The 25,230-nt window shown below is 38.2% G+C and carries 20 protein-coding genes; 13 read left to right on the top strand and 7 right to left on the bottom strand.

Annotated features, from left to right (window positions below; translation table 11 throughout):
- The first annotated feature begins 119 nt into the window (after window positions 1-119).
- The 4 genes from uvrB (at window position 120) to pepP (ending at window position 6,699) form a co-directional block, all read left to right on the top strand.
- Complete coding sequence (gene uvrB, locus ASU1_RS03510; protein ID WP_014991482.1) at window positions 120-2,141, top strand: excinuclease ABC subunit UvrB; 2,022 nt, start codon at window positions 120-122, stop codon at window positions 2,139-2,141.
- 1 nt (window position 2,142) lies between these two features.
- Window positions 2,143-3,366, top strand: a complete 1,224-nt coding sequence (locus ASU1_RS03515; protein ID WP_014991483.1) for a hypothetical protein — start codon at window positions 2,143-2,145, stop codon at window positions 3,364-3,366.
- A gap of 399 nt (window positions 3,367-3,765) precedes the next feature.
- Window positions 3,766-4,989 carry an ATP-binding protein gene (locus tag ASU1_RS03520; protein WP_039195011.1) on the top strand — a complete coding sequence of 408 codons (1,224 nt, stop codon included), beginning with the start codon at window positions 3,766-3,768 and terminating at the stop codon, window positions 4,987-4,989.
- A gap of 423 nt (window positions 4,990-5,412) precedes the next feature.
- Entirely contained in the window at window positions 5,413-6,699 is a 1,287-nt protein-coding gene (gene pepP / locus ASU1_RS03525) for a Xaa-Pro aminopeptidase (RefSeq protein WP_014991485.1), read from the top strand.
- A 180-nt stretch (window positions 6,700-6,879) separates the two neighbouring features.
- On the opposite strand, the gene ASU1_RS03530 is transcribed toward pepP, so the two are convergent.
- From ASU1_RS03530 to purE, 4 genes are all read right to left on the bottom strand, one after another.
- The gene (locus ASU1_RS03530; RefSeq protein WP_039195012.1) at window positions 6,880-8,076 is read right to left on the bottom strand and encodes an amino acid aminotransferase; all 1,197 of its coding nucleotides are present in this window, start codon (window positions 8,074-8,076) and stop codon (window positions 6,880-6,882) included.
- 131 nt (window positions 8,077-8,207) lie between these two features.
- Entirely contained in the window at window positions 8,208-9,296 is a 1,089-nt protein-coding gene (purK, locus tag ASU1_RS03535; RefSeq protein ID WP_014991487.1) for a 5-(carboxyamino)imidazole ribonucleotide synthase, read from the bottom strand.
- Between the two features lie 110 nt (window positions 9,297-9,406).
- The gene (locus ASU1_RS03540) at window positions 9,407-10,372 is read right to left on the bottom strand and encodes an asparaginase (RefSeq protein WP_039195013.1); all 966 of its coding nucleotides are present in this window, start codon (window positions 10,370-10,372) and stop codon (window positions 9,407-9,409) included.
- Window positions 10,373-10,382: 10 nt separating this feature from the next.
- A complete protein-coding gene (gene purE / locus ASU1_RS03545; protein WP_014991489.1) occupies window positions 10,383-10,877 on the bottom strand; it encodes a 5-(carboxyamino)imidazole ribonucleotide mutase in 495 nt (164 codons plus the stop codon).
- Between the two features lie 223 nt (window positions 10,878-11,100).
- Between purE and sspA the strand changes: the two genes are divergently transcribed.
- Window positions 11,101-11,745, top strand: a complete 645-nt coding sequence (gene sspA / locus ASU1_RS03550) for a stringent starvation protein SspA (RefSeq protein WP_014991490.1) — start codon at window positions 11,101-11,103, stop codon at window positions 11,743-11,745.
- Window positions 11,745-12,161, top strand: coding sequence for a ClpXP protease specificity-enhancing factor (locus ASU1_RS03555; RefSeq protein ID WP_014991491.1), 417 nt, complete (start codon window positions 11,745-11,747; stop codon window positions 12,159-12,161). The genes sspA and ASU1_RS03555 overlap by 1 nt, the downstream gene beginning before the upstream one ends.
- 151 nt (window positions 12,162-12,312) lie before the next feature.
- Here ASU1_RS03555 and ASU1_RS03560 read toward each other — a convergent pair whose 3' ends face one another.
- Window positions 12,313-13,086, bottom strand: a complete 774-nt coding sequence (locus ASU1_RS03560) for an FNR family transcription factor (protein ID WP_014991492.1) — start codon at window positions 13,084-13,086, stop codon at window positions 12,313-12,315.
- A gap of 264 nt (window positions 13,087-13,350) precedes the next feature.
- Here ASU1_RS03560 and ASU1_RS03565 point away from each other — a divergent pair, with 264 nt between their 5' ends.
- The 5 genes from ASU1_RS03565 (at window position 13,351) to galU (ending at window position 18,796) form a co-directional block, all read left to right on the top strand.
- A complete protein-coding gene (locus ASU1_RS03565) occupies window positions 13,351-13,776 on the top strand; it encodes a universal stress protein (protein WP_014991493.1) in 426 nt (141 codons plus the stop codon).
- 196 nt (window positions 13,777-13,972) lie between these two features.
- On the top strand, window positions 13,973-16,597 hold the full coding sequence (gene alaS / locus ASU1_RS03570; RefSeq protein ID WP_014991494.1) for an alanine--tRNA ligase: 2,625 nt from the start codon (window positions 13,973-13,975) through the stop codon (window positions 16,595-16,597).
- Between the two features lie 89 nt (window positions 16,598-16,686).
- On the top strand, window positions 16,687-16,881 hold the full coding sequence (gene csrA / locus ASU1_RS03575) for a carbon storage regulator CsrA (RefSeq protein WP_005622704.1): 195 nt from the start codon (window positions 16,687-16,689) through the stop codon (window positions 16,879-16,881).
- Between the two features lie 30 nt (window positions 16,882-16,911).
- The gene (locus ASU1_RS11720; RefSeq protein WP_081541505.1) at window positions 16,912-17,067 is read left to right on the top strand and encodes a phosphomannomutase; all 156 of its coding nucleotides are present in this window, start codon (window positions 16,912-16,914) and stop codon (window positions 17,065-17,067) included.
- 841 nt (window positions 17,068-17,908) lie between these two features.
- Window positions 17,909-18,796, top strand: coding sequence for a UTP--glucose-1-phosphate uridylyltransferase GalU (gene galU, locus ASU1_RS03585; RefSeq protein ID WP_014991495.1), 888 nt, complete (start codon window positions 17,909-17,911; stop codon window positions 18,794-18,796).
- A gap of 56 nt (window positions 18,797-18,852) precedes the next feature.
- On the opposite strand, the gene priC is transcribed toward galU, so the two are convergent.
- Window positions 18,853-19,371, bottom strand: coding sequence for a primosomal replication protein PriC (gene priC / locus ASU1_RS03590; protein WP_039195018.1), 519 nt, complete (start codon window positions 19,369-19,371; stop codon window positions 18,853-18,855).
- 476 nt (window positions 19,372-19,847) lie between these two features.
- Here priC and ASU1_RS03595 point away from each other — a divergent pair, with 476 nt between their 5' ends.
- Together ASU1_RS03595 and ASU1_RS03600 are read left to right on the top strand one after the other, a co-directional pair.
- On the top strand, window positions 19,848-20,927 hold the full coding sequence (locus ASU1_RS03595; protein ID WP_014991497.1) for a porin: 1,080 nt from the start codon (window positions 19,848-19,850) through the stop codon (window positions 20,925-20,927).
- Between the two features lie 578 nt (window positions 20,928-21,505).
- Complete coding sequence (locus tag ASU1_RS03600) at window positions 21,506-22,984, top strand: nicotinate phosphoribosyltransferase (protein WP_014991498.1); 1,479 nt, start codon at window positions 21,506-21,508, stop codon at window positions 22,982-22,984.
- A 78-nt stretch (window positions 22,985-23,062) separates the two neighbouring features.
- Here the strand turns inward: ASU1_RS03600 and cpdB are convergent, their stop codons facing one another.
- Window positions 23,063-25,045 carry a 2',3'-cyclic-nucleotide 2'-phosphodiesterase gene (cpdB, locus tag ASU1_RS03605; protein WP_014991499.1) on the bottom strand — a complete coding sequence of 661 codons (1,983 nt, stop codon included), beginning with the start codon at window positions 25,043-25,045 and terminating at the stop codon, window positions 23,063-23,065.
- Window positions 25,046-25,230 lie beyond the last annotated feature (185 nt).

Raw genomic sequence — 25,230 nt, forward strand, 5'->3', positions numbered from 1 at the left:
ATCAAATTAATACTGGTAATTTTGTTATCTAATTCACATTTTTATTTGCAAATTTTCTTAAAAAATTCACCGCTTGCTTATGTTAAAATAACGATAAATTTTCTCGGATAGGATGTTATATGAGCAAGCAAGGCAAACCTTTTATTTTACACAGCCCATTTAAACCCACTGGCGATCAGCCATCAGCGATTGCTAAATTGACCGAAGGGTTAAATGACGGATTGGCGCATCAAACATTACTTGGGGTAACCGGTTCGGGTAAAACCTTTACTATTGCGAATGTGATCGCTCAACTCAATCGTCCGGCAATGTTGCTTGCGCCGAATAAAACGCTTGCCGCCCAGCTGTATGCGGAGATGAAAGCCTTCTTCCCTGAAAATGCGGTGGAGTATTTCGTTTCCTACTATGACTATTACCAACCGGAAGCCTATGTGCCGAGTAGTGATACCTTTATCGAAAAAGATGCGTCGATTAATGAACAAATCGAACAGATGCGACTGTCGGCAACCAAATCATTCCTTGAACGCCGAGACACCATCGTAGTTGCCTCGGTTTCCGCCATTTACGGTTTGGGGGACGTGGATGCCTATATGCAAATGATGCTGCATTTGCAAGTGGGGGCGATTATCGACCAACGAGAGCTCCTCGCTCGTCTTGCCGAATTGCAATATACCCGCAATGATCAAGCATTTCAGCGTTCGACTTTCCGTGTGCGTGGCGAAGTAATTGATATTTTCCCTGCCGAATCGGATGAAATTGCGTTACGTGTTGAATTGTTTGACGATGAAATCGAAAGCCTTTCGTTGTTTGATCCGCTTACCGGACATAGCTTGGGCAAAGTGCCTCGCTATACTATTTATCCGAAAACGCACTACGTTACCCCTCGTGAACGCATTTTGAATGCGATTGAAGAAATTAAACAAGAGCTGGTGGAACGCCGCGAGTATTTCATCAAAGAAAATAAATTGTTGGAAGAACAACGTATTACTCAACGCGCGCAATTCGATATTGAAATGATGAATGAGCTGGGCTATTGCTCGGGCATTGAAAACTATTCACGCTATCTGTCGGGCAGAAAAGAGGGTGAACCGCCTCCGACATTATTCGACTATATGCCGGCGGACGGCTTGCTGATTATTGACGAAAGCCACGTTACCGTGCCGCAAATCGGCGGTATGTATCGAGGCGACCGAGCCAGAAAAGAAACGTTGGTGCAATACGGTTTCCGCTTGCCGTCTGCATTGGATAACCGCCCATTACGCTTTGAAGAATTTGAACGCCTTGCACCGCAGACGATTTATGTTTCGGCAACACCGGGCAATTATGAATTAGAAAAATCAAACGGTGATGTGGTGGATCAAGTGGTTCGCCCAACGGGATTATTAGACCCGATCATAGAAGTTCGCCCTGTGGCCACGCAAGTTGATGATGTGTTATCGGAAATCCATAAACGAGTGGCGGTTGATGAACGAGTGTTAATTACTACGCTAACCAAAAAAATGGCGGAAGATTTAACCGATTATCTCGATGAACACGGCGTGCGTGTGCGTTATCTGCATAGCGATATTGATACGGTTGAACGGGTAGAAATTATTCACGACTTGCGTATGGGAATGTTTGACGTATTGGTCGGCATCAACTTATTGCGTGAGGGCTTGGATATGCCGGAAGTGTCGTTAGTAGCGATTTTAGATGCGGATAAAGAAGGCTTTTTACGTTCCGAACGTTCATTAATTCAGACCATCGGACGTGCAGCTCGAAACCTGAACGGTAAAGCAATTCTTTACGGCGACCGCATTACTAACTCTATGCAAAAAGCGATTACCGAAACCGAACGCCGCCGAGAAAAACAACAAAAATACAACGAAGAACACAGTATTACTCCGCAAGCCCTCAACAAAAAAGTAGGCGAATTGCTCGACATCGGACAAACCAACAAGCCGAAACGAGGCAAACAAGCGGTCAAAGTCGAAGAAAAATTTGCAAATACCTACAAACCAAAATCCCGCAAAGAGCTGGAAAAAGAACTTAAACAGCTCGAGCAACAAATGCGAGATTTCGCTAAAGATCTCGAGTTTGAAAAAGCGGCAGCGGTAAGGGATAAAATTGGGCAGTTGAAGGCGGTGTTGTTGGAGGTTTAGTATGAGTAATAATCTTTTTGAAAGAGAAGCAGATATGCAACTTTGGTTAAAGAATAAACTTGAAGAATGTGAGGGATTAAGCGAGCTTATTGTAAATATAGAACAACTAGAAGAATTCTTTCCAAACAATGAGGAAGAGCAAAAGATTTATACTAGTTTTAACAATTGCTTAGAAGCATTACATTTAAATACTATTTTCTCAGCAGATGAAAACATCTCTCTTGCAGATAATGAGATTTTGAAACCCGATTTTGTACTATATGCACCAGAATCTCAAGGAGTAGTGATTGTTGAATTAAAAAATTCTGCAAATGCAGCTAGACAAGCAGGAACAGAAATCAGTGCATATTCAGCGGAATTAAAAAATCATCTTTTATTTTTATCTGATGGCGATATTTTTAATGTCATTATTTCACCAGAGTGGAGAACTTTATTAAAGCGTAATGTATTGCATGAAATTTTCTGGAAGCATAGGAATGTTTTATGTTTAAAGCCTATTAAGCTGGAAGATGGAGAAATTAAATTAGAAATCTTATCAATTAAAGAATTATTAAATACCCCATTAAAATATAATATTCCCGAGGAGTATCTGTGTGGTTACCTAATCTGTCTATATGACGATGAACTTTATAAGAAATCTGATAAATATGAAGCAAACTTTGACACTAATATTAATCAAATGAAGGCGGCTTTATCTCTTATGGCAACAGAGGGAGAGCATAAAGCAAGTCATGGATTTGCTTTTTTATGGAAAGATAACGGATTAGTTCCAAATGGTTATTCTCTTTGCCCATATAATATAACCTTGATGAATATTGCTCCATTTCAATCAGTGGAGCGTTTTTTACAGAATGATAGCGATTTATCTAATATGCAAAGAAGATGGCTTGAATTAGTTAGAAAAGAAGATCCAACAGGGCATGGCTATACTTTTAATAGTATTACAGGTATAGGAGAAAAATTTTTATCATCTTTTTGTAAACCTAGATGTGAAGGTTATGACTATTGGACAGTCCATAAAAGAATAATGTTTGAAACTAATCGGGCTAATTTAGTTGCTTTTGTTGGATGGGGTATTTTTAAATCTGTATTTAATGAGAAATTATTAATTGAATATAGTAAAGGTAACTTGAATACGTCTATAGACAGCCCTAAATTAGGTTTAGAGACTATAGATACTATTATTGATAAGTGTCATGAATATATTAATCCTTCTTGGCTTTAGATGAAAACGACGTTTAAGAGTAGATGAAGGACTATCTCTCAATAGCGGATGCCTCCTGATGCGTGCTTGTTTGGTAAGATATGCCAAAAGTATTATCGAGAGTTTTATCTTACAACTTTCTCCTTTCTCTGATTTTTGTAAAGCTGTGACTTTACTTAAATCTGTCTCTCTCCCGCAGGGGAGAGAGTCGTTTAACAAGCGGTTAAATTTCTTGAAAACTTTGCAAATTGCAAAAATCTAGCAAATTTGGCCGCTTATTTTCCGTAAACAATAAAGAAAACACCTAAAAGTTAGTTTAATTTACGATTTCATCTTAAATTAAACTAATTTTTCCTTTACTTGTATTGTATTTTTTAGTTTAATTTAAGATGTAATCTTAGATTAAACTTATTTTTGCCTATGAACTTATATTCTCGTCAAATGAAGCCGTTGATTGAGGCTTTAATCAAACAATTTCCTGCGGTGTTGGTGACAGGTCCAAGACAAGTGGGAAAATCAACGCTGTTACAGCATATTAGTGAAGATTATCAATATGTGACCTTTGATGATCCTATGTTGCTATCAATGGCAAAAAACGATCCTGGCCTATTTATGCTTAACTATTCAGGTAAGTTGATTTTAGACGAAGTGCAATATGCACCGGAGCTATTTTCTAGCTTGAAATTGGCGATTGATAAGCAAAAAATGTCAGGGCTGTATTTGCTTTCGGGATCGCAAGCCTTTCATTTAATGCAAAATGTAACGGAAAGCCTTGCGGGGCGAGTGGCGGAGTTGAAATTACAAGGTTTCTCATTGCGAGAAATTCAACAGCTCGATTTTTCGTTGCCTTTTATTCCTAACCAAGATTATCTTTCCGCCCGAGAAAAAGCTGCTCAACCGATTGAAAACATTTGGAAAATTATTCATCAAGGTTATATGCCACGCTTGTATGAGCAAGAAACGAACTGGGAAATTTACTATGCTTCCTACGTTTCCACCTATATTGAACGAGATGTTCGCTCGCTTACGAATGTGAGTAATATCACGGATTTCACTCGTTTTATGGTGGCGATTGCCGCTCGTAGTGGCGAACTGCTAAATTACAGCAATGTGGCACAGGAAGTGGGCGTATCGGTGGATACTATCAAGCGTTGGACGGCAATTTTGGAAACATCGGGCATTATTTATTTGCTCAAGCCGTACAGCAATAATCATCTAAAACGAGCGATTAAAACCCAAAAAGTGTATATGTTGGATACGGGCTTAATGGCGTGGCTAACCAAATGGCTCACGCCCGAAACTATTTCAAAAGGGGCTAAAAGCAGTCAATTCTTTGAAACTTTTGTCGTGAGCGAAATCATTAAATCGTTCTATAACAAAGGGATAGAGCCGCCGATTTATTTTTATCGGGATACTAACCAAAAAGAAATCGATTTACTGATTGAATATGACCGCACTTTATACCCGGTGGAAATTAAAACATCGGCAAGTCCTGATAAAAAAATGGTCAAAGCCTTCGGTATTTTGAAAGATAATCTGCCCGAATCAGAAATTAAAATCGGCACGGGCGTAATTATCAACCAATATCCGCAACGCCTTTGGTTAGCGGAAGATTTGGTTGCCTTGCCTGTTTGGTATATTTAAGTTTAATTTTACAGCTTCCCTTCTCTCTGATTTTCGCAAAGCTGTGACTTTGCTCAAATCTGCCTCTCTCCCGCAAGGGGAGAGAGTCATTTAACAAGCGGTTGAATTTCTTGAAAACTTTGCAAATTGCAAAAAATTCAGCGAATTTGACCGCTTGTTGTATGTTTTAATGTAGGCGGATTGTATTAGAAATACGTTATAGCACATTACACTCTCGCCCCTTGCGGGAGAGAGACAGCTTGTTGAAGCGTGTAGCGAAACAAGCAGAGAGAGGGGAAATACCTTAAAAGTCAGTTTAATTTACGATGTTATCTTAGATTAAACTGACTTTTTCTTTTTTTATGCAGTTTCTTTGTGAAATTTGCGAGAAATCAGACCGCTTGCTTGTGTTAGAATAAACAGACATTTGAAGAGGAGAATAGTATGGATCTTGCCTACCTAGCTGAATTGCCGAGAGAAGAATTTATTGAGCGTAGAAATCGTGTATTTGAGCAAATGCAGGATAATTCTGCGTTGGTGGTGTTTACCGAAACTGAGAAACGCCGTAATAGCGATTGCGATTATTTGTTCCGACCTGATAGTTATTTCTGGTATTTAACCGGTTTTGCCGAGCCGAAATCGGCATTGTTGCTGATTAAAAAAGACGGCAAAAATGAGAGCGTGATGTTTGTGCGTAAAAAAGATCCGCTAATGGAAACCTGGAATGGTCGCCGTTTGGGTATTGAAAAAGCCCCTGAAGCTTTGAACGTAGATTTGGCGTTTGATATTGAGGATATTTCCCGTGTTTTTGCAGAAAAAACGCAAAATTTGACCGCTTGTTATTATGCCAAAGGCTTACAGGAATGGGGCGATAGCGTGGTGGCGGAACAGTTTGTTGACGTGATTGACTGGCTGCCCATGTTGTCAGAAATGCGGTTGATTAAATCGACAGCGGAAATTGCATTGATTCAGCAAGCCTGTCATATTTCGGGCTTGGCACATATTCGTGCGATGAAACAAACTCGTCCTAATCGTTATGAATTAGAAATTGAGGGCGAAATCCAGCACGAATTTACCCGCTTTGGGGCGAGATTCCCTGCTTATAATTCGATTGTGGCAAGCGGTGAAAATGCCTGTATTTTGCACTACAACGAAAATGATCAGGTATTAAAAGACGGTGATTTATTGCTGATTGACGCAGGTGCGGAATTTGCTCATTATGCGGGCGATATTACTCGAACCTTCCCGATTAACGGTAAATTTTCTGAACCGCAACGAGAGATTTATCAGCTCGTGTTGGACGCAATGAAAGAAGCGGCTAAATGGCTTGTTCCGCAAAGTTCGATCAAAATTGCTAATGAAAAGGCAGTACAAGTGCTAACCGAAGGTTTAGTCCGCTTAGGTATTTTAAAAGGCGAAGTGGAGCAGTTAATCGCCGATAAAGCCTATCGTCAATTTTATATGCACGGCTTGGGGCATTGGTTAGGGCTAGATGTTCACGATGTGGGCAATTATGGCACGGAGCGAGATCGCCCGCTTGAAATCGGTATGGTGCTAACCCTTGAGCCGGGTTTATACATTTCAAGTGATGCAGATGTGCCAGAGCAATACAAAGGCATTGGCGTACGAATTGAGGATAATTTATTGATTACCGAATATGGTAATAAAAATCTGACAAGCGGCTGCCCGAAAGAAATTGCTGATATTGAAGCGATTATGAATGTTCAGTAGATAGGAAAAGTAAATAACCACAGAACGCACGGAATACACGGGAAAGTTATTTGTATGACGTGAAAACTGTGGTTTTTTATTACCTAAAAGCTATACATAAAAATAACCACGAACTATACAGCGTTCACAGAATAAATTTTCCGTGTATTCAGTGTAGTCCGTGGTTTTACAAAATAGTGATTAAAGCACTTTTACAATCGCTTCGCAAAGGGCATCAATGTTTTGGTCGGTGATACCTGCAACATTAATACGACCAGAACGTACCACATAGATTGCGAACTCTTCACGTAGGCGATCCACTTGTTCCGGTGTTAAACCGCTAAATGAGAACATACCGTTTTGTTGTGCGATAAAGTCGAAATCTTGTTTTGCGCCTTTCTCTTTTAATAATTGCACCATACGGTTACGCATTGATTTAATACGATCACGCATTTCATCTAACTCAGCGACCCATTCTGCACGTAACGCTTCATCACCTAATACACGAGCAACTGTGCTTGCGCCGTGTGATGCCGGGTTAGAGTAAAGCACACGAATAATTGATTTAATTTGGGTGAATGCGTTATTGGCTACTTCGGCATTTTCTGCAACTAAGGTAAATGCACCAACACGCTCGCTATATAAACCGAAGTTTTTCGAATATGAGCTTGCGATTAATAATTCTTTGTGGTTTTTCACAAATGCACGTAAACCGTATGCATCTTGGTCTAAACCGTTGCCGAAACCTTGGTAAGCGAAGTCAAATAACGGTAACCAACCTTTTTCTGCAGAAAGTTTCGCTAATGCATCCCATTGTTCAGGGGTTGGGTCGATACCGGTCGGGTTATGGCAGCAACCGTGTAATAACACTACATCGCCGGCTTCCGCTTGGCTTAAATCGGCGAGTAAGTTATCCCAATCTAAACCGTGTATATCTTTATTGTAATAACGATAGCCTTTCACATTTAAACCGACCGCTTCGGCAATTGCATTGTGGTTTGGCCAAGTCGGGTTTGAAATCCAGATATTTTTTGCTGACGTTTGGCGTTTGATAAATTCAGCCGCAATACGTAACGCGCCTGTACCACCTAAGCTTTGTGCGGTTTTTGCACGACCTGAAGCGATAATTTCCGCCCCTTTACCGAATAAAAGTTCTTGCGTGTAAGAATTAAAAGCTTGTACGCCGTCAATCGTGAGGTAGTTTTTATTCGTTTCTTGTTCTAACAATAACGCTTCGGCTTTTTTAACCGCTTTCACGATAGGCGTTTTACCTTCCGCATTCATATAAACACCGATACCGAGATTGATTTTCCCTGCACGTTGTTCCGCTTTAAATGCTTCGCCTAAACCTAAGATTGGATCTGCCGGAGCAGCCTGAATATGGTTGAACATTGACATGTGTTGTCCTCTAAAAAGTTGTGTTTGAAATTAGAAATACTTATACAATTCATTAGCTATTTTAGCAATAGAAAAGCAGTCTGTTTTTCAAAATTTTTTGCAAATTTCAGAAGAAAACAGACCGCTTGTACTTATTTGAGTTTATTAATTGCCCAATCTAACCCCGAATGGAAATCGTCGGTTAAATGCGGATGAAGCTGTTCGAGTAATTGAACCAACTGAGCTTGTTCCGGATGACATAAATTAATATGTCCAACTTTACGTCCAGCACGTACTTCTTTACCATACCAATGTAATTGTGAGAACGGCACTTCCAGCCACGCATTATTGTGTTCAATACCAATTAGATTGACCATCACGCTCGGTGCAATTTGTTTAAGTTGCGGTGTCGGCAAGTCAAGTAATGCACGTAAATGCAATTCAAACTGGCTAATTGAGCAGCCTAGCTGCGTCCAATGTCCACTGTTATGTACACGAGGAGCAAGTTCATTAATTAATAATTTCTCGCCCACCACAAAACATTCCATCGCCATTACGCCGATATAGTCTAAGTCTTGCATAATCGTGCCAAGCATTTGCTCCGCTTGGGTTTGGTAAGTTTGCTGATTTGGTAAATTCACATCACAAACGGAGTAACGCAAGATGCCGTTTTGTTGCAAGTTATGGCTAATCGGATAGAAACGGGTAGAGCCGTCACGGAAACGAGCGCCGACAATTGAAATTTCTCCATCAAACGGAATAAATTTTTCTGCAATCACTTCACCGAAAAGATCCGGCGTGATTTGGTCAATGCTGTCTTGCGTCACAATCCATTGACCTCTGCCGTCATAACCGCCGGTACGGCGTTTTACCACCACTTTTTCACCGACATTGCTGAATACGCTTTGCCATTGCTCGGCAGATTCCAATAATTGCCATGGTGAAGTAGAAAGCTGAAGTTTGTCTAACAGTGATTTTTGGGTGAAACGATCTGCGGTTGTGCCGAATACGTTTAAATTGACAAAGTTTTTATGATTACCGAGTAATTGGGTGAGTGGCGTTTCTGCCCAACGCTCGATTTCTGCGGTAATGATACTGTTTTCTTCAAGGTCAAAAACCGGTGCATCAAAAGCAAGCGGTTTTACTTCAATATCAAGCGGTGCGCCGGCATAGCGTAACATTCTGCCGAGCTGACCGTTACCAAGCACATAAATTGGAGGATAAATAGCACTTTTTTGCATTTTTTATGATTCCGTTTGCGGAAAGTTAGAGACTCCGATTTGCAATTTTTGGGGTAAATTTGACCGCTTGTACGGCTCGGAAACCTCAAACTTTCTGTGTTTATCAGAGATTAAAAATATTCGGCGAGTGGTTTACTCAAGTTTTGGTTTAGCAAGACTAACAATTTGATACGTGCTTTTTGACCGCTTAAACCGGTAGTGAAAATGACGTTTTGTTGTTTAAGTTGTTTACCGCCGCCTAAATAGTCGTATACATCTTGAGTGACACCGTTAAAGGCACGAGAAACTAACACAACAGGAATATTAGCTCGTAATAGCGCATCTAAACCGGCTAAACAACTCGGCGGTAAATTACCTGCGCCGAGAGCTTCAATCACCACACCATCACAGCCGTGATGAGCAAGCTGTTCAAGTAAGAAACTATCCATTCCGGCGTAACTCTTGACGAGCTGCACGTTGGTACGGGTAATTGTTTGAGCTGGGAAGCGTTCATATTCGATTAATTGTTGGAAATATAGCACGCGGTTTTTAGCAATTAATCCGCAAGGACCGAATGTTGGCGTTTGGAATGTCGCTACGTTGGTCGTATGCGTTTTAGTCACAAATTTAGCGTTATGGATTTCATCATTCATCACCACTAATACGCCTTTGTCTTGGCTTTCCGGACAAAGCGCAACCAAAATCGCACTTTGTAAGTTAATTAAACCGTCCGAACCCAATTCGTTACTTGAACGCATTGCACCGGTAATCGCAACCGGTACATTTACATTCAGTGCTAGGTCAAGGAAATAAGCAGTTTCTTCTAATGTATCCGTACCGTGGGTAATCACGATACCATCATAGTTTTCTTCATTAACCGCTTTTTCAATACGTGTTTTCAATAGCAACCAATGCTGTAAAGTAATATGCGGTGAAGGCACATTCAGTACAGATTCTTGGCTGAGCTGAGCAGGGTGGTTTAAACGTTCTAACGCGGCAAGTAGCGGATTTTTCTCAGAAGGCGAAACCTTACCGTCTTCGCCTTCACTCATTGAAATAGTACCGCCTGTATGTAGGATTAAAAGTTTCTTTGTCATGAAAAATAGATTAATTACGTGGATCTGGATTGTCTAATACCGATTGCGTTTGTTCATTGCGGAATGCGTGTAATTTTTTCGCTAATTCAGGATCAAAAGCTGCTAAAATTTGTGCAGCTAATAAACCGGCATTCGCTGCACCTGCAGGACCAATCGCAAGTGTACCAACCGGAATGCCTTTTGGCATTTGAACGATAGAGTATAAACTATCTACGCCACTTAGCATCGAACTTTTTACCGGCACGCCTAACACTGGCACAATCGTTTTTGCCGCAATCATACCCGGTAAATGTGCCGCACCGCCTGCACCTGCGATAATCACTTTATAACCGTTTTGTTCGGCACTTTCCGCAAATGAGAAAAGCTTATCCGGTGTGCGGTGTGCTGAAACCACCTCGACATGATAAGCAAGCTTAAACTGATCTAAAATTTGTGTTGCTTCCGACATAGTTGCCCAGTCGCTTTTTGAACCCATAACAATCGCAATTTCAGGTTTTTGTGACATAGTTGTTCCTTGATAAATGAAATAGAGGAAAGTATTCGAATTATAGCATGATAGGCAAACGATTGCTTTAGAAATTATGCTAACTGAAAACAATCTGAACAATGTAAAGAATTATCCACAAAGCACAATTTAAAGCTATTAAAGGGATGACGAAATGTGTTACTATATGCGACCATTTTTTCAAATTCATGTAGTTGCAATCAGAATCGGAGATAGAATATATATGACGAGTAGTGCGAATAAACGTTCAGTAATGACCCTTTTTTCAGATAAAAATGATGTGTATAGCCATCAAGTACGAATCGTATTAGCGGAAAAAGGCGTTCCTTACGAAATTGAAAATATTAGCCCTGATACGATTTCTGAAGATTTAATGGAAGTAAATCCTTACGGTAATGTGCCCACATTAGTTGATCGTGATTTAGTGTTATTCAATTCACGTATCATTATGGAGTATTTGGACGAGCGTTTTCCTCATCCACCATTAATGCCTGTATATCCGGTGTTACGTGGTAAATGCCGTTTAACTATGCACCGCATTGAGCAAGATTGGTACTCGCTGATTGATATCGTAAATAAAGATCCTGAATCAAAAGAAGCGAAAAAAGCTTTACTTCAATTACGTGATGAAATGTTAGCTTTAGGCCCAGTATTTGCAGCAACACCTTATTTTATGAACGAAGAGTTTAGCTTAGTGGATTGCTACGTAGCGCCGTTATTGTGGAAAATGCATAACTTAGGCGTGGAATTTACCGGTGCTGGCAGCAAAGCGATTAAAGCATATATGACTCGAGTTTTCCAACGTGAAAGTTTTGTGCAATCAATTGGTGGGGCCGCGCCTAAACACTTAATGGATGAAAAAGACTAATGAAACCTTTACGCCCTTATCTTTATCATGCTTATTACAGCTGGATTATCGATAATGACAATACGCCGTACTTGCTAGTCAATACAGATTATCCGGATGTGGATGTGCCAACAGAATTTATTCGTGACGGTAAGATTATCTTAAATATTGCACCTCGTTCTATTGGACAATATATTGTAACCGATGAAGCAATTCGTTTTAATGCGCGTTTCCAAGGAATGTTACGAGACGTATATATTCCACTTGGTGCATTAGAAGCCATCTATGCACAAGAAACGGGGGACGGTATTATGTTTCAAGATGAGCCTTATTACAGCGAGCAAGCTTATCATGAGCGTAATGTTATTTCTCACGAGGAAACGGCTAAACCTAAAGTTGTGAAGAAAAAGGCAACGCATTTGAAACTGGTTAAATAATTCATTGATTGTTAAGCGGTTAAATTTTATCGAACTTTTGCAAGTTTTGAGACAAATTTAACCGCTTATTTATATGCGAAATAAGCCCTATTGGCTGAATATAAGAAAAAAGCCACCATGAAAAGGTGACTTTCTTTGTTTTTAATATTATTTACGCCGTTGTTTGTGCAATAATCGGAGATTGTGAACGCGTCACACCTGCCATATCCGTAAGTTCATCCATACGGTTAATCGTAATATACTTACCTTGCACAGTAATCATACCACTTTTTTGGAAACGGCCTAATAAACGGCTGATCGTCTCGATGGTTAAACCTAAATAGTTACCGATATCTCCACGTGTCATTGTTAAACGGAATTCACGTGCCGAGAAACCACGAGCAGAGTAACGCTGAGACAGATTATGCAAAAATGCAGCTAATTTTTCTTCCGCACTCATTTTTGAAAGTAAAAGAATCATTTCTTGATCGCTTTTAATTTCATTACTCATTAAGCGCATAATTTGGTGCCGAATTTTAGGCATTTTACCAGCAAGATCATCTAAAATATCAAATGGAATTTCGCAAATCATTGACGTTTCAAGCGCTTGTGCGAAACCAACGTGTTTCATATTAGTAATCGCATCAAAACCGACTAAATCACCAGGCAAATGAAATGCTGTAATTTGTTCTTCACCGCTCTCGCTGATGGTATAACTTTTGATTGTACCTGAACGAATTGCATAAATAGAACGAAGTTCATCACCTGATTGGAAAATAATCTGAGATTTTTGGACAGGTTTTTTTCGCTCAATAATATTATCAAGCTGAGTTAATTCATGTTCGTTCAGTGTGAATGGTAAACAGAGCTGACTAATACTGCAATTTTGGCAATGAATAGTACAAGCTGTACGATTCGTATTTTTTACGTCAGAAACGATTTTCATAAGACTTACCGTATTGTAAAGTAGGCAAAAGTTTGATTTGGCGCAAATATTATCACTAATTATTGTTAGAATAAAGATATATCAGAATTAATTTAAGTGAAAAAGTTATTTTCAATACAGCTTTTATTTTTATTTTGAAGAAAACTGACTCCATTATTTGAAACATTTTTTCAAAAATGAGATCTAGTTCAAACTTTAATTGGAAAGAATATGCTAGTATTTGAACCAAAGATAAGATTTAGACAGGCAAATAAGGAGTCTATTATGTACAAACATATTTTAGTCGCAGTTGATCTTTCTGAAGAGAGTCTCATTTTACTCCGTAAAGGTGCGGATCTTGCTGAAAAATGTGGTGCGAAACTCTCGCTTATCCACGTTGATGTCAATTTTTCAGACCTCTATACAGGTTTAATCGACATTAATATGTCTTCTGTACAAGATAGTGTCGTGCAAGAAACCACTAAAGCACTCAACGAACTTTCTTCTAAAATCTCGTATCCGGTATCAGAATGTTTAAATGGTACCGGCGATTTCAGTCAAGTATTGGAAGAGGCAGTTGAAAAACATCAAATTGATTTATTAATTACCGGACATCACCAAGATTTCTGGAGCAAGTTTATGTCTTCAACTCGCCAAGTGATGAATAATGTTAGTGTTGATATGCTCGTCGTGCCGTTAGCAGACGAATAAAATTTTTATAAGAAGGTTTTATAACCCGACCGCTTGAAAACATCTCCGTTTTCAAGCGGTCTTTTTGATGCATTATATTAAAAATAAATTAAAAAGTTTTTTACTTGCCAATTAGCAAAGAAAAGAAAAACGTGTAGAATAGTAAGGCTTACAACTAACATTATTATTTGTTATACATTTTTAGAGTGCTATTTAAATGAAAACAACTTCAGAAATTAGACAATCCTTCTTGGATTTCTTCCATAGTAAAGGACATACCGTTGTACCAAGCAGTTCTTTGGTACCAGAAAATGACCCTACCTTATTATTTACTAATGCAGGGATGAACCAATTTAAAGATGTTTTTCTCGGCTTAGAAAAACGACCTTATACTCGAGCAACTACCGCGCAACGCTGTGTTCGTGCCGGTGGTAAACATAATGACTTAGAAAATGTAGGCTATACGGCACGCCATCATACTTTCTTTGAAATGATGGGTAACTTCAGTTTTGGTGATTACTTTAAACAAGATGCAATTCAATTCGGCTGGGAATATTTAACTTCTCCGCAATGGCTTGGGCTTCCGAAAGAAAAATTATATGTAACGGTTTATGAAACGGATGATGAAGCTTATGACATTTGGAATAAAATTGTAGGTGTACCAACTGATCACATTATTCGTATCGGTGATAACAAAGGCGCACCTTATGCTTCGGATAACTTTTGGGCAATGGGCGATACTGGTCCGTGTGGTCCTTGTACAGAAATCTTTTATGATCACGGAGATACTTTCTGGGGTGGTTTACCAGGAACGCCAGAAGAAGATGGCGACCGTTATATCGAAGTATGGAATATCGTATTCATGCAATTTAACCGTCAAGCAGACGGTACCATGGAAAAGCTACCGAAACCATCTGTAGATACGGGTATGGGTTTAGAGCGTATGACGGCAGTAATGCAGCACGTAAACTCAAATTATGAAACAGATATTTTCCAAACATTGATTAAAGAAGTTGCAGGTTTATTAAATGTAACCGATTTAGACAATAAGTCTTTGCGTGTTGTGGCAGACCATATTCGTGCTTGTTCATACTTAATTGCGGATGGAGTTATTCCGTCAAATGAAGGACGTGGTTATGTATTACGTCGTATTATTCGTCGAGCAGTACGTCATGGTAACTTATTAGGTGCAAAAGAAGCTTTCTTCTACAAATTAGTACCTACACTTGCAACCGTAATGGGACATGCAGGTGAGATTTTAACCCAAAAACAAGCGCATATTCAGAAAACGCTAAAAGCGGAAGAAGAGCAGTTTGCTCGTACACTTGAGCGTGGTTTAGCATTATTAGAAGATGCTTTGACTAAAGTAGAAAATAATACGCTTTCAGGTGAAGTTGCATTTAAACTTTATGATACTTACGGCTTTCCATTAGATTTAACTGCCGATGTATGTCGTGAACGTAATATCACGATTGATGAAGCAGGTTTTGAAGCAGAAATGAGCGCTCAGCGTGAGCGTGCTAAAGCAAGCAGTAACTTTGGTACTGACTATAACAATGTGATCAAAGTAGATGGCCAAACTGACTTTATCGGCTACGATAACTTAGAAGCTCAAGCGACAGTTGTTGGTTTATTTAGTAATGGTAAGGCAGTTGATACAATCCACTCAGGCGAGTCAGCAGTTATTATTCTTGATCAAACTCCATTCTATGCAGAAATGGGGGGACAAGTTGGTGATAGCGGTTTAATTTCTACAGAAATTTGCGAATTTACTGTAAGTGATACTCAAAAATATGGTCAAGTTTTTGGACATATCGGCCAATTAACATCAGGTAGTTTGGCTATTGGTGATAAAGTTACTGCACATGTGGAAATAAACCGTCGTCAGGCAATCACAGCAAATCATAGTGCAACACACTTATTACATTCAGCATTGCGTGAAGTATTAGGTGATCATGTAGCACAAAAAGGTTCATTGGTGTCTGAAGATGCATTGCGTTTCGATTTCTCTCAACCAGAAGCCATTACCAAAGCGCAGTTAGAAGAAATTGAACGTATCGTAAACCGTAAGATTCGCGAGAATATTCAAGTAGTTATCGAAACAATGGATATTGAGTCTGCGAAGCAAAAAGGTGCGATGGCATTATTCGGTGAGAAATATGGTGATGTTGTCCGAGTTGTCGGCATGACTGAGTTCTCAATTGAACTTTGTGGAGGTACCCACGTCCAACACACAGGCGAGATTGGTTTATTCAAACTAGTTTCTGAAGGCGCTGTTGCTGCAGGTGTAAGACGTGTAGAAGCCGTAACAGGCGAAAAAGCAATGGATTGGTTACATAATCAGCAAAGAGTCATTCAGCAAAGTGCTGAATTATTAAAAGCGGATAGTAACTCATTAGTTGAAAAAATTCAGCAGCTTCAAGATAAGGCTAAGCGTACAGAAAAAGAGCTTCAACAGCTTAAAGATAAATTTGCTGCACAAGCCGGTTCTGAATTAGCAAAACAAGCTAGTCAAATTAACGGTGTAAATGTCATTGTTCAGAAACTTGAAGGTGTAGAAACTAAATCGTTACGTACGATGGTTGATGATCTTAAAAATCAATTTGAAAATGCCATTGTCGTTTTTGGTAGCGTAGCAGATGATAAAGTAAACTTAATTGTTGGTGTTACAAAGGATCTTTCAAGCAAAGTTAATGCTGGTGAACTGGTAGGTGCTATGGCACAACAGGTTGGTGGTAAAGGTGGTGGGCGAGCTGATATGGCGATGGCTGGCGGTTCAGAACCACAACATCTTGATTCAGCACTCAAATTTGCGCAAGAATGGATTCAAGCGAAACTTTAATAATTTAAAAGAGGCAAGGCTGAGGGATAAAGCCTTGCCATAAAAGTTCTATATGAGTGTAATAGAGCTTTTAACCCAGGAGATTAACTATGCTTATACTAACTCGTAAAATTGGGGAAAGTTTACTAATAGGGGACAACGTTGAGATAACTGTACTCAGTGTTCGAGGTAATCAGGTAAAATTGGGTGTAAACGCACCAAAAGAAATCTCAGTTCACCGTGAAGAAATTTATCACAGAATTAAAGCATTGGCAGATGATACTGCTGATGAGAAGCAAGAATAAATATTTCTCCAATTAGTAGAGATAAGGATCATGAGTAAACTTACTTGTTCTAAAGCCTATGATATTCGTGAGCAATTCAGTATTGAATTAAATACGGATATTGCCTATCGAATCGGAAGTGCTTTGGGCCAATTTCTGAATCCGAAAAGTATTACTATTGGTGATGATGTACATATTAACGAGTAATGAACTTAAAAGTACAACTCACCATTAATTACTAGATTCAGGTGTAAATGTTATTGATTTGGAATTAACGGATACGGAAGATGTTTACTTTAAACTTCATTTTTGAAAATGATAGATGGCGGTATTCAAGTAACCGCTAGCTATATCCGAAGGACTACAATAGGATGAAATTGGGGCGGATTGACGCCCAATTAGTGCCGATACAGGTTTAGTGGAAAATAATTTCCCAGTAGCAATAATGTGGTGTATATGCACAGAAAAGAGTGCAAGGAGAATATGTAGAGCATCTGTTTTATATATTGACGCACATAAACTTACCTCAAAAAAAACGGTGGGAATAGCTGCAGGACATTGTATGTTGATGCTATTAAGCACAATTCAAGGCAAAAATGTACCGGTTGAATTTGTTAAGGTTCATAATAATCCGAATGGGTCTTTCCAAAATGGTATTCCTAATCTGATTCTTCATGAAAATCAAGCAGATTCTATTCAAGCTGAGTGATCAAATAAGGCAGATATCGGATGCATTTGATGGTGGTTTTAGCTGTTACTTCTTTTTTGATGAAAAAGCCGGATTTTTAAAGTTACAATGTAGCAAGCTTATTGTCTCTAATTTACGTAGTTCGAATACAGAACTCGTAGCCAGTTTAAATTTAGAGATGAGGGGCGGAAGCAATTAAGGTAAGAAAAAAATAGGTGAAACTCTTGCTTTACTTCTTCGGTAATTGTTAGAATTTAGACAAAATTAGACCGCTTGCATAAATTGCTAGCGGTTTTTTATCAATGCGCATAAAAGCGTATATTTATTGATGCAATCGCATCTATTTATAAGGATTATATAATGAAAGTGATTATTCCTGTAGCGGGTCTTGGTACTCGTATGCTTCCGGCGACTAAAGCAATTCCAAAGGAAATGTTAACAATTGCAGATAAGCCGTTAATTCAATATATTGTTAATGAGTGTGTGGCCGCAGGCATTAAAGAAATTGTGTTAGTAACACATTCATCAAAAAATGCTATCGAAAACCATTTTGATACGTCTTTTGAGCTTGAAACAATGCTTGAAAAACGTGTAAAACGTCAATTATTAGATGAAGTACGTTCAATTGTACCGAAAGACGTAACATTAATGCATGTACGCCAAGGGCAAGCAAAAGGTTTAGGCCACGCAGTGTTATGTGGTAGAGCGGTTGTGGGTAATGAACCGTTTGCTGTTGTTCTTCCTGATGTGATTTTAGCGGATTTCACAGCAAATCAGAAAACTGAAAACCTTGCAGCAATGATCAAACGCTTTAATGAAACTAAACATAGCCAAATTATGGTTGCTCCGGTACCAAAAGAAGATGTAAGTAGCTATGGTGTAGCCGATTGCGCAGGTGTGGAAATTCCGGCGGGTGAGACAGCGAAAATCGTGAAAATGGTGGAAAAACCAAGTGTTGAAGAAGCACCGTCTAACTTAGCGGTTGTTGGTCGTTACGTATTCTCTGAAAACATTTGGGATCTGCTTGAAAAAACACCAGTGGGCGTAGGTGATGAAATTCAATTAACTGATGCGATTGATATGCTAATTGAGCAAGAAACCGTGGAAGCATTCCATATGACTGGGCGTACTTTTGACTGTGGTGATAAATTAGGCTATATGCAAGCATTTACTGAATATAGTTTACGTCATGATAAGTTTGGCGATGATTTTAAAGACTTCATCAAAAAATTAGCTAAAACATTATAATTTTAAAAGGAAGGCGCTTTTATAGCGCCTTTCTTATTACCTTCTCTAAAACATAATTATTTAAATTGTGTTTGCTCTTCAAGATCCTCAATTGCCTTTAAGCACTTCATTTTACGGTATTCTGTTTCTTGAATCTGCCTTTCTAACAAGACTTTGTCAGCTTCTGAAGCATTATAACGCTTTTCAACTAACCAGCTAATTTTCTCATTTAATGCTCTTAATGCTTTCCGGTATTCATTTAAACGGCGGGTAGGCGCAAGCGAATGAATATTTTTAGGGAATTGAAAGGATGACTGAAAGAGCAGAGTATCATTACTTTGCGTTAATTTTAAGGTCTTAACAGCTTGTGCTAATGCTTCATATTGATGAAAAAGTTTAGCCGCATATGCATTAGCATAATCTTCAGAATATTGTTTATTTAATTCATTTGCTGTTTGTGTTATTTCTTGAACAAAAAATGATACTTTTTGTTTGGATATAGAGAATATATTTTCAGAAATAATCACCTCATAATCATAAAAAGGTAAAAAAATATCTAATTGTTTTTGTACTAAAATTGGAAAGTTTCTAATCATATCGGTGTAGTTAAGAGTGATTTTTAACTATTATAAATTGATTTTTAATGATTGTAACCGTTTGCTTTTGTGTAAAAACTCTACTAAAAAATAAGAATTTTCTAAATTTGTGAGCTTTATCACAAAAAAAATAACTTTTTTTGTAAGTTTAATAAATATCAAAGTTATACAAAAAATGACTTTTATATCAATAACTTAGATAAAGCTTAAATTTGGAGTGTTTTATCTTTTTTTAAGCAAATTTCATTTTGATTTGTAAATGTTTTTTGCAACCTGTTGTTTTTAAATGGTTTTTTACGCATTTGTGTTTGGAGTGTAGCACTATTGACAGGTTATGTTGATTTTGCCATTATTCGCTCGCAATCACATTTACTGAAGAATTCTTACACGGTAAATGTTAGTTTTGGAAAATTACTCTTACACCTTATCGAGAGTAATTTTAAATAAACTTAAAATTAAAAATTAAGGTGAACATTATGAAAAAAACTCTAGTTGCATTAGCAGTAACGGCATTCGCAGCATCAGCTTCAGCTGTAACAGTGTATGACGCAGAAGGTACTAAAGTACAGGTTGATGGTTCTTTACGTTTAGTGCTTGAACAAGCAAGTTCAAAAACTAAATATGCAAACGGTCAAACAGTAAAAAATAAAAATGCGCATTCACAATTACGTAATGCTGGCTCACGTTTTGGTGTACGTGTAAATCATGACTTAGGTAATGATTTCTATGCATTAGGTCGTTTAGAAATTCGTTTTGATAAAAACAATTCAGATGATCAATTTGGTGATTTATACGCTAAACGTGCATATGTTGGTTTAGGTAGCAAACAGTATGGTGAAGTAACATTTGGTCGTCAATTAACAATTGCTGATGATTACGGTCAAACAGATGATTACGAATACGGTATCGTACCATCATATATCGCAACTTCAGGTAACCAAGTGATCCGCTATGACTATAAAGGTATTGAAGGTTTACAGATCGGTGCAAACTATAACTTTGCAGAAAAACGTGATGCGGCTGGTGAAGTATTACCGAATGAACTTAAAAATGCATATGGTTTAGGTGCGGTATATGAAACGCAATTAGGTGGTAACACATTTAATGTTGAAGGTGGTATCGGTCGTTCTAACTATGCAACAGGTACAAACCACAAACATTACCAAGATGGTTATGAAATCGCATTAGGCTATACTATTGGTGATTTAAAATTAGTTGGTGACTTTGGTTATAAATATGAAAAAGATGGTAGCGAACGTACGAAAGCATTCTTCGTAGCACCAGGTTTCCAATACCAAGTGATCCCAGCTTCACGTATCTATGGTAACTACTTATATGAGCGTGCAGAAACAACTGTAGCTAAAGCTGATTCTGCAAAAGAGAAAACTCACGGTTTCTTATTAGGTGTTGACTATCAATTCCACAAACAAGTTGTAGCATTTGTTGAAGGTAAATACGTTCAAACTAAAGACTACGATGCAGTGGGCAATGGTTACAGCTATAACGGCAAAACAACTGATAAAGCTATCGGTGTAGGTATGCGTGTTTACTGGTAATATTCTTGCCAACGCTTAACTAAATAAGCTTAAAACCCCAATGGTGAAAACTGTTGGGGTTTTGTTTTTTATGAAATATTAACTACGGAATACACAGAGTACGCGGAAGGAATGGGGCATGTTTGTTGATGTAAGATAATAAACCAAACTATATATATTTCGGCAATAATCAAAGGATTAAGCTTTCTGTGTAATCCGTGTGTTCTGTGGTGGTTAAATAAAGAAAGTAGTACAAGCTAATATTTCTAAATATATAAAATAATTTTCTATTTAACATAATCTACATTATGCGAAGTAAAATGATTGTAACTTTGATAGCATATCTAGTGTTATTCTTTTTAGTTTTAATGCTATCTATAAGCGGTCAAATTTGTACAGGCATTTGCAGCTTTTGATACTAGTTAATATTAACTCTATAATGCGAGTTACATATAAGATCACCAAATGCATTTGGTTAATATATATTACAAATTTGTTGTTATCTGTACATATGGTTATAGAAATAAAATAAATCCTTATCATTTGTTTGTTGCATATGGTAGACTTTATTTTAGTTTAAAAAAGATTAAGGTAGCATTATGTGTAGTTTATTAAACAAATATCAAAGATCGAGTGCGATTCCATCCTTATTATGCGACTTTTATAAAACGTCTCATCGAATTCAGTATCCTGAAAATACGCAAATTCTGTATAGCACCTTTACCCCTCGTAGCAATAAACAAGCGCCTTATTTAATCCGTGTTGTTTCTTTTGGAGTCCAAGCATTTATTACTAAATATTTAATCCATTACTTTAATGATAATTTTTTTAATCGCCCAAAAGCTGAGGTTGTATCAGAATATTCGCAATTTATTGCTCAAACACTACAGATTAAGGATTCCGGTGAACATATTGCGCAATTGCATCAATTAGGCTATTTACCTATTCGTATCAAGGCGATTCCGGAAGGAAAATCGGTTGCAATTAAAGTGCCGGTAATGACGATTGAAAATACACATCCGGATTTCTTTTGGTTAACCAACTATTTAGAAACGCTGATTAATGTCTGTTTATGGCAGCCTATGACGTCTGCATCAATTGCATTTGCTTATCGCTCTGCTCTGGCTAAATTTGCAGAGAAAACCTGTGATAATAAAGCTCATATTCCATTTCAATCGCATGACTTTTCAATGCGAGGAATGAGTTCGTTAGAATCCGCTGAGATGTCCGGAGCCGGTCATTTAACCAGTTTTTTAGGTACGGACACTATCCCAGCGATTTCATTTATCAGCAGTTATTATGGTTCACAGAACTTAATTGGCACTTCTATACCCGCTTCTGAACATTCGGTTATGAGTGCGCATGGTGTGGATGAGCTACCTACTTTCCGCTATTTAATGCAGAAATTTCCGGATAGTATGTTATCAATTGTAGCGGATACGACCGATTTTTGGCATAACATTAGTGTTAACTTGCCATTACTAAAAGATGAAATTATGGCTCGCCCTGCGCATGCTAAGGTCGTTATTCGTCCTGATAGCGGTGATTTTTTTGCAATTCTTTGCGGAAATTCGACCGCTTGTAATGAGCATGAGCGTAAAGGTTTAATTGAATGCTTATGGGATATTTTTGGTGGAACAATTAATACCAAGGGCTATAAAGTTTTAGACCCTCATATTGGCGCTATTTACGGTGATGGTGTGACTTACGATAAAATGTTATCCGTGTTGAAAGGGCTTGAGCAAAAAGGCTTTGCTTCAAGTAATATTGTGTTTGGTGTTGGGGCACAGACTTATCAGCGCAATACGCGAGATACGCTTGGTTTTGCGGTAAAAGCAACTTCAATTACAATCAATGGTGCTGAGAAAGCGATTTTTAAAAATCCTAAAACAGATGACGGCTTAAAAAAATCACAAAAAGGTCGAGTAAAAGTAATTGCTTTCGATCATTATATTGATGAGTTAACTGCTAAGGATGATTTTTCTGATGATCTATTAGAACTGATTTTTGAAAACGGTAAATTAGTGAAACAGATTAGTTTTGATCAAATTAGAGCGAATATCAATATGCAACGATAAAACCACGGAATACTCAGATAGATTAGATAAAATATCGGTGTAATCCGAGTATTCCGTGGTAATTAAAAATAACGCAAATTATTTCGTTAAATCAACTTGATATACAGCAAAACCAATTTCGTCTGTGCCGACTAAAGTCATTGGATATTGCGCTTTTTCTTTAATAAATGCTGCTGCTTTTTCGGTTGGAGAAGTTTCAAAACGAACATCTAATTTAGCTTTTGCATTAATTGGTGCAATGCGCCAGTTCTTGTCTGCCGTTGGTACAACATGACCGTTTGCTTTACTTTCTGCCGAAATGTAATTTGCTAAAATCTGACGATTTTCATCAGGTGCAGCAAAAACGATATGGCTATCACCAGTACCTGGGAATTTACCGCCGTATGCACGGTAATTGTTGGTCGCAATTAAGAACTCTTGCTTCGGATCAACTGGTTTGCCATTGAAAGTCAAATTAACCACACGATGTGCATTTTCATTGATTAATTTGCATTCACCATCGTAACGCGCCGGTTGAGTAATATCAAATTGGTACTCTACTCCATCAATTACGTCAAAGTTATAAGTACGGAAACCGGTCCAATCTAATAAACCTTGAGGTTGTGAGCTAGCCGGATCAATTTGTTTGAACATACCGGCACTGCACTCTAACCACTCTTTTAACTCTGCTCCAGTCGCTTTTACTACCACTAAAGTATTTGGATAGAGATATAAGTCTGCTGCGTTACGGAAAGTTAATTGACCTTTATCCACTTCGGTAAAGCCTGTTGGGTCATTTTTACGACCGCCTGCTTTAAATGGCGCGCCGGCACTTAATACTGGTAAGCCGGCAAGTTCCGGTAAACCTTTAACAACAACGTTTTCTACATAAGCTTTTTGCGCTTGGTTTACAATTTGGATCGTTGGATCATCTTGTACTAACGCTAAGTAGCTATACATATTATCTGTAGCTTTACCAATCGGTTGTGACACAAATTTACGGGTTGCTTCGTGTGTTTCTTTAAGTAATGTTGTAATTTCCGGATGATTTTCAATCGTTGCTTTTTTCTTTTCAGCGTCATAGATCGGGCGCAGTGCCGCTTTTCCGTCTACAACTGCCCATTTACCGTTCTGCTCCGCTAAACTTAAATCAACCACGCTGAGGTTATTACCCCAATAGCCGGCCATACTTTCAGGAACACCTTTCATTGTGCCTTTTGCAATATCGGCATTCGGTGATTTTTCAAATTCTTTATTTGGGAATAAGCGGTGCGAGTGACCAAAAATAACCGCATCAATGCCTTTCACATCAGCAAGGTAGAATGCACAGTTTTCTGCTCCTTCTTTATATGGTTCATCAGAAGGGCCTGTGTGTGCTAATGCGATAATCACATCAGCACCCTTCGCTTTAACAATTGGTACATATTTTTCGGCAGTTTTGACAATATCACGTGCTTCAACTTTGCCTTCAAGATTTGCTTTATCCCAAACCATAACTTGTGGTGGAACAAAGCCGATATAACCGATTTTTAATGTTTGAGGTTTGCCGTTTGTATCAACGATAGCTTTTTCTTGAATAAAGTAAGGCTGGAAGAACGGTTCGTCTGTACCTGGTTTTACAATATTAGCATTCACGATCGGGAACTGCGCTTGTTTAATCACGTTATTTAAGTAGCTTAAACCATAGTTAAATTCGTGGTTACCGAGCGTACCGACTTCATATTTCATTGCATTAAGTGCCTTAATAGCCGGATCTGCTTTTCCTTCTTTTGAACCCACCGCTGCTTGGTAATCGGCGATTGGGTTACCTTGGATTAAGTCACCGTTATCCACCAACACACTATTTTTCACTTCTTTACGAGCTTGTTCAATTAAACTTGCCGTACGAGTAAAACCGAATTTTTCGGTTGGTGCGTCTTTATAATAGTCAAAGTCGGTTAAAAAACTATGAATATCAGTTGTTGCAATAATACGTAAATCCGCATTATTACTTGCCCCACCAGCTGCAAATGCAAAACGTTGTGTGCCTAACACAAGCATTGCGCTTGCACCTAATTGAATAAAACGTCTTCTATTTAGCATAGAAACACTCCTCCTTGTTTGACATAAAAAATTGCAAATTATTGTAAGAAAATAACCGCTTATGCTCTAGCGCTTTTTTCCTATTTCGTGATCGAGTGCAAATAAAAATTGGTCCTTTATTCAGAATTTGTACTTTAATTTGAAATAAAACGCTGGCTCGAATCAAATTTTAAGCAGTTTTTCAC

Source organism: Actinobacillus suis ATCC 33415 (assembly GCF_000739435.1).
GTDB classification, from domain to species: domain Bacteria; phylum Pseudomonadota; class Gammaproteobacteria; order Enterobacterales; family Pasteurellaceae; genus Actinobacillus; species Actinobacillus suis.